The organism is Mycobacterium sp. (assembly GCF_002863225.1).
GTDB lineage: Bacteria > Actinomycetota > Actinomycetes > Mycobacteriales > Mycobacteriaceae > Mycobacterium.
In genome coordinates this window covers 1-10,104 of sequence record NZ_PKEK01000015.1, presented here as the reverse complement: position 1 = coordinate 10,104, position 10,104 = coordinate 1, and the positions used below count along the sequence as shown (strand labels likewise).

General features: G+C 66.7%; 5 protein-coding genes and 3 pseudogenes. 1 reads left to right on the top strand and 7 read right to left on the bottom strand.

The annotated features are described in order from the left end of the window. The 5 genes and pseudogenes from CYU59_RS03490 to CYU59_RS03470 all read right to left on the bottom strand — a co-directional run. A pseudogene (locus tag CYU59_RS03490) lies at positions 1–381 on the bottom strand (isocitrate lyase); the annotation flags it as partial. Between the two features lie 335 nt (positions 382–716). Next, a complete protein-coding gene (locus tag CYU59_RS03485) occupies positions 717–983 on the bottom strand; it encodes a hypothetical protein (protein WP_292975941.1) in 267 nt (88 codons plus the stop codon). Positions 984–1,080: 97 nt separating this feature from the next. Next, positions 1,081–2,361, bottom strand: a complete 1,281-nt coding sequence (locus CYU59_RS03480; protein ID WP_292975938.1) for a hypothetical protein — start codon at positions 2,359–2,361, stop codon at positions 1,081–1,083. 371 nt (positions 2,362–2,732) lie between these two features. Continuing rightward, a complete protein-coding gene (locus tag CYU59_RS03475; RefSeq protein ID WP_292975947.1) occupies positions 2,733–4,199 on the bottom strand; it encodes an MFS transporter in 1,467 nt (488 codons plus the stop codon). A gap of 9 nt (positions 4,200–4,208) precedes the next feature. Further along, positions 4,209–4,453, bottom strand: a pseudogene (locus CYU59_RS03470) (hypothetical protein); the annotation flags it as partial. Positions 4,454–4,813: 360 nt separating this feature from the next. Between CYU59_RS03470 and CYU59_RS03465 the strand changes: the two are divergent. After that, positions 4,814–5,587, top strand: a complete 774-nt coding sequence (locus CYU59_RS03465; protein WP_363113805.1) for a hypothetical protein — start codon at positions 4,814–4,816, stop codon at positions 5,585–5,587. 56 nt (positions 5,588–5,643) lie between these two features. Here CYU59_RS03465 and CYU59_RS03460 read toward each other — a convergent pair whose 3' ends face one another. After that, the gene (locus CYU59_RS03460; protein WP_363113804.1) at positions 5,644–9,651 is read right to left on the bottom strand and encodes a Pls/PosA family non-ribosomal peptide synthetase; all 4,008 of its coding nucleotides are present in this window, start codon (positions 9,649–9,651) and stop codon (positions 5,644–5,646) included. A gap of 47 nt (positions 9,652–9,698) precedes the next feature. Continuing rightward, positions 9,699–10,104: pseudogene (locus tag CYU59_RS03455) on the bottom strand (pyridoxal-5'-phosphate-dependent protein subunit beta); the annotation flags it as partial.

Below are 10,104 nucleotides of genomic sequence, written 5' to 3'. Positions count from 1 at the left end.
GTTGTTGATCCGGCGGACGACCTGCGGCACCGAGTTGGCCGGGTAGAGGCTCTGGTCGGGGTAGGTGTGGCCGGACAGGTTGGCGTCACCGGCGACCTGCCAACCGGATAGGTAGATGGCCTTGAGGCCGGCGCGGACCTGCTGGACGGCCATGTTTCCGGTCAGCGCGCCCAGCGCGTTGACGAACTCCAGGTCGTGCAGCTGGCTCCACAACACCTCGGCACCGCGGCGGGCCAACGTGGCCTCCTCGACGACCGAGCCCTGCAGGGCCACCACGTCGGCGGGGGTGTAGGTGCGGGTGATGCCCTTCCAACGGGGGTTGGTGTCCCAATCCTGCTGGATTTCTTCGGGGCTCTTCGGCTGGCCAACGCTCGATAACATCGAATACTCCTTCGTGACGTTCCTGTAGCCGCTGACGTGAGGCCGCGGATCGGCGATCGGCGTGAGCGGTGCCGTGCAGGCGAGCTTCACCTCCAATACCTCCAGTTCCGTCAGCAGTTGTCTGCTCGCGGATCCCACGCTAAGCGACAGTTGGTCATCGGCTTTCAAGCGACAGGTAAGGGCACGATTTACGTTGCTGCTACTCACTTCGAGTGGGTATGCAGCCCGCCGATGAGTAGCGTCCACGAAGAGAAGACCCCGGGTTGGCCATCTGAAACCTGCCGAAATGCACGTGAATGCTACAACCAACGTTTTGCTGCGGAACTCGGCGGGTATTAACCTTCTTTCCGAGAAAGGTTGAGGTTATGAATCAAAGGATGGTACGCGCTGCAGCAGCAGCCGCCGTGACGCTCGGATGGGGGCTCGTCGGCATAGGCGCTGCTGCCGGTGCTCAAGCGCAGCCTGTGTTCTTTGCAAATGACCCTCCGTGCGGGTACTGGCAGCCCTGGTGCCAAGGCGGTCATGACGGCGGCGATCATGGCGGCTTCGGCGGCGATCATGGCGGCTTCGGCGGCGATCATGGCGGCTTCGGCGGCGATCATTAAAGTCCAGTGGCGGGTCGCCGGGTCGTCCTGGTAGACACTGTTGCGCCCGATCCAGTCGCCATGCGAACGAACCTGATGTGACGCCGCGGTGATCCTACCCTTTGTCCCACCCGGAGTGCGACTCGTCGGCGTCCCTTTGCGCCGCCGCCAGCCGGTCGAGCAGGGCCGCGGCCTCGCGAATGGTGACCACTGGGGCGGCCAAGCCGGCGTCGAACGACAGGGAGCGCGTACTTAGGCCGAGTGCGGCCAGGCAGTCTTCGATGACCGGCAGATCGGTCGGGAAGTAGCGCAGCGTGGTTGTGAGCACCGAGTTCAGCTCGGTGACCAGTTCCGCGGTGCGCCGGCGATCGAGGTCGGCGATGCGGACCGGCGCGCCCGCCGGCGCGCCCACGGTCCGCACTGGATCCACGCGGGAAGACCGGAAACGCCACACTCGCCACTGTCCCACCGACGGCGTCCCGGTCGCCTGATAGGCGGCCATCGCTCGCCGCGCGCTGGTATGCAGGGCGCGGCGGCGCAGATCGATGAGCACGTCCTCTCGCCCGGGATCGAAGTCCCAAGTTCCAGCGATCGCGCTGGGGCCGAGGCGGTGTATGTCGCGCGCCAAGTTAGTGATCTCGTTGAGCGGGCTGAACCCTCCTACCTGCTGGATTGCCGCGGCGCGCGCCGCGAAGTTGCAGCTGAGGGCTATCGCTTCTGCATGGTGATCGAAATCGGCTTGTCGCGCCGGGTCGAGCGGCCCCTGACGCAGTTGCCGCACAAACTTGGCGGCCAGCAGGGCGCGCAGCGCGTCGGAGGCGAAGAAGGCCGGCCACAGCGGGGCTGGGCTGTGCTCGGAGTCGAACAGCACAGGGCCGAGGGCGGCTGCCACCCCCGGCTCGCCGACGACCCTATGCAGGTCGGCCAGCGTCCCGGCCGGCGCCCGCACGATGTCGTCGTCGCCCACAAGGCACACGGTGCGGTCGGGATCGAGGCCCTGCACCTGCAGGACCGCCTCCAAGAGGAGTTGGCGCAGCTCCCCCATTCGCGGCCGGCGCGGCAGCGTCAGCTCCGCCACGGCGAACCGAACAGCAGCGGAGTTCCTAGCAGCAGCCAGGCCACGGGCCCGCAACGGGGTGCTGTCGGCCTCGCGGGCCTCCGGCCGATTGACCAGCAGCACCACTGAAATCGGCACCGTGGCGCGCTGCCTGGCCAACTCGCGCATGGTGTGCGTCAGCACGGCGCGGCTCTGCCCGCCGAACCCGACGGTGGGAATCATTACCGGCAGAGCCGGACCCGGTGGCAGCTGCCCGCTCAGCTCGTCGACGACACGACGGCGCAAATCTTGATACACCGCGTCGGCATGCACGCCGGCTCGGTCCGCGGTCCCGGTCACCAGCGCGATCCAGCACGATCGGGCCGACCGGCGACGGGCGCGCCACGCCGCCTGCCGGCGTGCTCACCCGCACCTCCAGACGCCGCTGACGGCGGGCAGTCCCGCTCAACTACCAACATTCCCTCCAGACCGCCGCGAACTACCGAGCCCTGCAAAGCCCTGCGATGATAACCGCCCGGCCGGTCCGCTATGACGATGGCTTCGGCTAATTATCCGCGAATCCGCAGTGGACGGTCCGACGCGTGGGTGAACCCGAGTTGCCTAACATGGAACGGATAGCCCTGGAACGGATCACACGATGGGAACTGGCGCCGACGTGGTGGTGATGACCACGCCGACAAGATCGCCGACCGCCTCTGTGAGCGCGTTGGTCAGTTGGCGCCAGCGGAGGGATCGCGGCCCAAGGCGGCTTCCCTCGTCTGATCACTGGTCGGAGTCGTCGCTGCCGGATGACTTGGACGAGCCAAGGTATCCGCGACCGACAACCAGCCGACAGTGGCGATCAGCAGTACTGCGCCGGTAATTGCAAACGCCGCTGAGTACGAAAGCCACTGTGCCAGCGCTCCGGCGACGATCGGACCGAGCACAGCACCGATATCTGCCGCCATCCCAAATGCGGCGAACACCGGCCCACCGCGCGCCTTCGACCCGACGATGTCGGCGACCGCGGCCTGCTGCGTCGAATTGATCAGTCCCGAACCGAGACCAGCGACGAGCGCAGCGGCCAAGAACGACGGCAACGAGGCGGTGAAACCCATCGCCACCGTCGCGATGCCGGACACGGCCGTGCCGACGAGCAGGAACGGCTTGCGCCCAAACCGGTCGGAGAGCCGCCCCGCCGGGAATAGCATAAGTGCAGTGCCAGCGCCGAACACGGTGAGCGCAATCCCGGCGATTGCGGGGTCGGCGCCCAGCACTTCGATGACAAACAGCGGCACGAGCGCCATGCGGACGCCGTCAACTACCCACCCGTCGGCGAAATTCGACCACAACGCGGCGCGGTATGCCGGTACGGCGAGCCCGTCGTGAAAAGACATGCGGCTTGGCGGACCGCTCTTCCCGGATGCCGCGATGGCCGAATTGCGGAGCTTGAGATAAACCAACGCCGCCGCAATCAATAACGCAGATGAATAGATGGCGAACGGAACGCGCAGACCGAAGTGAACCAACACGCTGCCAACCAGGGGCCCAATAATCCAGCCGAGCAGGAAGCTGGTCGCATACAATCCGGACACCCGACCACGGCCGTGCGGAGGTGCGATCCGTGCGATCAAGCCGAGCGCCGAGACCGTGAACATCGTGGAGCCGATACCGCCGAGTGAACGAAAAACCAGCAATTGCCAGAAGCTTTGGGCGAACACACATGCTCCAGATGACAGCGCGGTGATCACCAATCCAGTCAGATACACAGGTCGTTCGCCGCAGCGCTGCATCAGCCGAGCGCCGATCGGCGCGAACAGCACACGCATAAGTGCAAAGGCACTGATGACTGTGCTTGCCGCGGCCACCCCGACGCCAAAGCTGTGGGCGAACTGTGGCACAGCCGGCGCAACGATTCCGAACCCGAGCGCGATGACAAAGTTCGCCGCCACCAACGCCCAGATCTCCGGCGGCAAGGCAACGCTTGCCTGGTGTTCGTGGTCGTAGAGTCTGTCGGCCGGATGATTGGAAGAGCGACGTCTCAGCGCTAGGTGTCGCCCTGGCAAGCGCAGGGGACGTTTCGCGAACCAGGTCACACTCGACCAAACCTTCGTCGCTTCGCCACTGCCGCATTCTCCTTCTCGATGGGATGATTCCCACGGTACGAGAAGGAAGCCCGCAGTCGCCAGTTGCAGCATTCGCCAACGTCCGCTGCTGCGCACTACGTCAATTTTGTCGAACTGTCAGCGCCGGCACACATCCCAGCGACCAGTGTGACAGCTTCGGCGCCGGGTTCGCCCCACCCGATTTGACCTTCGGCTCGGGAATGTTAACCTTCTCCGCCAGCAGCTCCACCAGGCCGGTCCGCTCGGCCCGCGTCATCACCGAGCACCAGGCCCGCGCACGACACGAGATTTAGTCATCGAACACCGCTAAATCCGGCGCGAACCATGTGTCAGTTCCGGAACAGGCGGCGCAGAATTCAACCGGAGCTGACACCATGCGACACCCTCGAAAGTGCCTTTCGTTGCTGGTCGGATTATTGTGTGGTATTACAATCACACCAGCTCAGAGGGTGCGTCCTCCATTCCGACACCCCGACACCGATAACCACGTCGGTGGATCGAGCCCTTAAACGATTAGGAGGGCGGGATGTGACCGATCCTCGCTCGACGATCTGGAGGAGCAGGTACCGGGCGTGTAGGTGGTAGGACCTACACCTTCCCCGGATCCGGCGCCGCGACCCCTATCCTTGACAGCGCTTGCTCTCGCGCGGCGGACTGTTCGTGCGGCCGAGGGATAGGGTGATTCCGTGCATGTCCGCGCTCCAGGCAGCCCCACCGTGCCCGTTCAGCCAGGTGTCATAGCACTGTGGAGCGTGCCTAGATCCTGCTCTACGGCCTTTCTGCGGATGATGATCGAGCGCGGCGACACCGCCGTGGTGCACGAGCCATTTTCCCATGTTGCGGACTTCGGGCAGACGACCGTCGCCGGGGAGGTGGTGCGGTCGCACGAGGCTGCCATGGCAGCAATTTGTCGGCTGTCCGCAGGGGGTCCGGTCTTTTTCAAGGATACGACCGAGCAGCGCTACACCGCGGTCCTTGCGGATGAGTCCTTTTTGCGCAGTGCTCGCCATGCCTTCCTGATTCGTGATCCGCGTAAGTCAATCGCCTCGCATTATGCCCTGGACCCTGACCTGATGTTGGACCGCATTGGCTATCAGTGGCTCTGCGAAGTGCACGGCCGGGTGCGGGAGGTGTGCGGGGAAGATCCCCTCGTTTTCGAAGCCGAGGAACTGGTGGAACACCCCGCCGAGACTGTGGCCAGGTTCTGCGCGTGGGCAGGCCTCCCGTATGTTGCAGGTGCACTCTCGTGGGCTGCGGGTGAGCAGATCCAATGGAGTGCCAGCAAGGCTTGGCACTCCGATGTGAGCGCGAGTACGGGCTTTGTCAAACATGATTGGCCGGCACGCGCGGACGTGACTGCGGATCCGGTGCTGAGTGCTTATTATCGTTACCATCTGCCCTTCTACGAACACTTGAGGGCATGTGCTGGAAAGCATATCCACGGGACCCAAACCGGGTAGTGCTTGATCCTCGGTATACCGGATGTCTGAAAACATCTGGCCGCCCGGGTATTTGTCTACGCGGCGATGTCCTCAGTCTGGCCGCCGACCGCCCGGCCCCGGCGTCCGTTGCGTAACACCCACGGAGCAATGGGATTTCCACACCAGCGGGTCGACGATGGCACCTGCTCACCGCGCATCACCAGCGATGCCGGTCCGACGGTGGCACCGGCACCCAGCCTCGCCGCCGGCAGCGCCACACTGTGCGGGCCCAGCGTAGCTCCGGATTCCAGGACTACGGCGCCTGTGCGCATGATTCGGTCGTGGAACAGATGCGTTTGAACCACGCAGCCGCGGTTGACGCTGGCGCCGGCGCCCAGCGTCGCAAGGTCGGCTTCGGGCAGCCAGTACGTTTCACACCAGACGCCTCGGCCGATGGAGGCGCCCAGCGCGCGCAGCCAGAGATTCAACACCGGCGTACCGCTGGCCGCCCGCGCGAACCAGGGGGCGGCCACCGTCTGCACGAAGACTTCGGATAATTCATTACGCCACACGAACGTTGACCACAACGGCCGCTCGGTAATCCCAATGCGGCCCACCAAAAGCCATTTCGCCGCTACTGCGGCGCCGCCGGCGATCGCCCCGGCCGCCAGCAGCACCACACCACTGCCCAGCGCCGCCCAGCCGTAGCCGAATTCGCTTGCCAACCATTGCAATGCATCCACAACTGCAACGCCGATGGCAAACGTCACCATCAACGGAATCAGCCGGGCGGTCTCGACGGCGGCTCGCATCACTTTGAGCCGCAGCGACGGGTGATAGGTGCGGCCCGCATCCGCCTCGACCGCCTGGCGGCGCAGCGGAACCGGCGGACTGCCCAGCCACGACGACCCGGTCGCGGCCTTGCGCGGAGCCAACGACAGCACCGCGACCAGCCCGCCATCGGGCACCCGGCGGCCGGGCTGGGTGATGCTGGAGTTGCCGAGGAACCCGCGCTTGCCGATGGTCGCGGTGGCCGCGTGGATCCATCCGCCGCCGAGTTCACAGGACGCCACCATGGTGTCGTCGGCTAGGAAAGCGCCGTCGGCGACGACGGTGAACTTCGGTATCAGTAGCGCCGTGGAAATCTCGGTGCCGCGCCCCACCTTGGCTCCCAGCAACCGCAACCACCACGGCGTCAGCAGGCTTGCATATATCGGGAACAGGTAGATGCGCGCGGCAGCCATCAACCGCCCGGTGGCCCACAGCTGCCACCCGAACCGGCTGCGCACCGGGTGATAGCCCTCTGTCAACCCGAGCGAACAAACCCGCACGCCCAGCACGGTCAGCGTCGCGTACACCGCCAGCGTCGCGGACACGGCCACCGGCGTCCAAACCACGGTCGGCACGATCGCGTCAAACAGCGTGCGGCTGTCGCGCACCGCCCAGCCCAGCACCGCCAGTCCCGCGAGTTCGGCCAGCAGCGGCAGCCCGCCGAGCAACACCGGCGTCAGCCCGAACACCGCCACCCACAGCGGCGCGCGCGGCGGGCGGCGCTGCGGCCACCGGTGACGGGCCATACCGGACATCATCGCCGGCGAACCCTCCCAGTACTGGCCGTCGTTGACCGTGCCGATGACGCTGGAACCGGGGCCGATATGGGCGTTGTCGCCCACCGATGCGCCGGGCAGCAATGTGGTCCGCGCGCCGACGAGCGTGTCGTTGCCGATCCAAACCCGGCCGACATGAAGCTGGTCGCCGTCGAGCCAGTGCCCGCGCAGATCGACCTCCGGCTCGATCGCACTGCGGTGGCCCAGCCTCAACATTCCGGTCACCGACGGCGTGGCGTGCAGATCCACTTCCCTGCCGACCGTATTGCCCAACGCACGGGCGTAGTAAATCAACCATGGTGTGCCGACCAGATTGTCCACTTTGCTGGCCTCCGCGAGGCGTTCGACGAACCACAACCGCAGGTGCTCGGAGCCCCCGCGCCGGTAGGTGCCCGGCTCAATGCCGGAAAGCAGCAGCCGCGCTCCGAGGACCACGATGGCTATGCGTCCGGGCGGGGCGATGAACAGCACAAATCCGACGATGATCCACCACCAGTCGAGCGTCATCAGCCACGGCAGCGGACGCAGCGCCGCGGCCACATTGCTGATCAGCGCCAGCCAGGTGACCCACTGCAGGCCGGTCAATGTCGCGAGTGGCAGCGACAGCAGCACCTGCGCGGCCTGTGTCCAGCGCGGTATCGGGCGTACTAGTCGCGGCGCGGCGCGGACCGGCGGGTCGAGTTCGTCAAGGAAACCGGCCAGCGACGACAGCCGGGGATGGTCGTACAGCTGGGCAATCGTCACCTGCGGATAGCGCTGGCGCAGCGCATCCACCAGCTGAGCAGCCGACAGCGACTCCCCACCGAGGGTGAAGAAGTCCGCGTCAGGCCCGTCGACGACAGCACCCAGCACTTGGCGCCACAGGCCCGCCAGCCAGCTCATCGTGCCGCTGAGGTGCGGCGCTTCGTCCGTCTTTTCGGCAACCGGCCACGGCAGCGCGTCCCGGTCGACTTTGCCCGACGTGCGGGTAGGCATCCGGTCAACTGGCACCAACCGCGGCACCAGCGCGGCAGGCAGCGTTTGCCGCAGCGCAATCCGCGCGGCCACCAGGTCGAACGACGGATCGGTGCTCACGATGTAGCCGACCAGCAGCGCGGTTCCGCTGGGCGTCAAGCGCACGGCGGCCGCTGCGACGCTGACGCCGGGCAAATTCAGCAGCGCGGAGTCCACCTCGCCCAGCTCGATGCGCCGACCCGCTACCTTGACCTGGTCATCAGCGCGGCCGACGAAGGCTAGTCCGTCGGGCTCCAGCCGCACTAGGTCGCCGCTGCGGTAGGCGCGCTGCCAGCCCAGACTAGGCAGCGGCGCATACCTCACGGCGTCCAGCTCCGGATCGAGGTAGCGCCCTAGCCCGACACCGCCGATCACCAGCTCACCGACCTCACCGTCGCGCACCGTCTCGCCGTCGCGGTCGACGACCGCCAGGTCCCAGCCGGGCAGCGCCAGCCCGATGCGCACCGGCCCGCAGCCGGTCAGCTGGGCAGCGCAGGCTACTACCGTGGTTTCGGTGGGCCCGTAGGTGTTCCACACTTCCCGGCCTTCTACCGCGAGCCGCTCGGCCAGCTCGGGCGGACACGCCTCGCCGCCGACGATCAACAGCCGGACCGCCTCCAGAGCCTCGGCCGGCCACAGCGCGGCCAGCGTCGGCACCGTAGACACCACCGTGACGTCGCGGGCCATCAGCCATGGCCCGAAATCCCTGCCACTGCGCACCAGCGAACGCGGCGCCGGTACCAGGCACGCGCCGTGTCGCCACGCCAGCCACATCTCTTCACACGAGGCGTCGAACGCCACCGACAATCCCGCCAGCACCCGGTCGCCCGGCCCAATCGGGTTGTGCCGCAGGAAAATTTGTGCCTCCGCGTCCACGAACGCCGCCGCGCTTCGGTGAGTGACGGCAACTCCTTTCGGGGCCCCGGTAGACCCGGAGGTGAAAATGATCCAGGCGTCGTCATCGCCGTGCGGCGCGCCGACCCGCCGACCCCGTGACGAGCCGGGACCGCGGGCCAGCCCCCGCTCGGTGATCACCGCCACCACCCCTGCCTCGCTGAAAACCAGCTCGGCCCGCTCCTCGGGATCCTCAACATCCACCGGCACATAGGCCGCGCCCGCGGCCAGCGTCGCCAAGATAGCGAAATACAAGGCGTTGCTGCCTGACGTCATGCGAATTCCCACGCGGTCACCGCGGCCGATCCCGCCGGCCGCCAGCCACGCCACCCGCTCCTGAATGTCGGCGATCAGCTCACGATATGTCAGCGCGACGGTGCCGTCTTCGAGCGCGGGCGCGTCGGGATAGCGGGACGCGGTTGCACGCAGGATGCCGACGAGTGTGCGCGGCTCAGGAGCAGACGACGGCCGCTGCGCGGAGCCCGACCGACTTGCGGTATCCGCCGGTACCGCGACCCGGTCACCGTAACGGCACTGCTCACGGAGGCGGCGACCGCCGGACGCAGCATCAGCATCTGGGAGCCGAGGTTTACAACGGTTGATCGTCAACCTTCGAGCTGGGCCGGTCGGCGTTGCGAATCGGGAGACCGATGTCCTCATCGCAGTGCTGCGGTGGGGTCGACGACGGTGGCGCAGCGGGTCCAGGACTGCACGACCTGCCCGGTGGGGTCGGCGATGGTGGCCGGCTCCTCGGGCGGGAATTTGTCGAGCAGGCCGTGTTCGCGGCAGTAGTCGTCGTTGTAGATGGTGTCGAAATAGCGTTGCGGGCCATCGGGAAACACCGCGGCGATGGTGGTGTCCGCGGACATGGTGCGCGCGGCCCAACCGGCCACCAGGGCGACCGCACCCACACTCCAGCCGCCGCTGGCGTGGTGGGTGGCCGCCAAGGCGCGGGCCGCCCAGACGGCTTCGGCCGGGGCCACCCAGTGCACCTCGTTGAACGCCGGGTAGTCGACGTTGCGGGGGTAGATACTTGAGCCCAGCCCACGCATCAGGCGACTG

Coding starts and splice junctions, on each gene's coding strand:
- CYU59_RS03485 (WP_292975941.1), bottom strand. CDS start 983: ATGATCGCCGCCGAAGCCGCCATGATCGCCGCCGAAGCCGCCATGATC.
- CYU59_RS03475 (WP_292975947.1), bottom strand. CDS start 4,199: ATGCTGCAACTGGCGACTGCGGGCTTCCTTCTCGTACCGTGGGAATCA.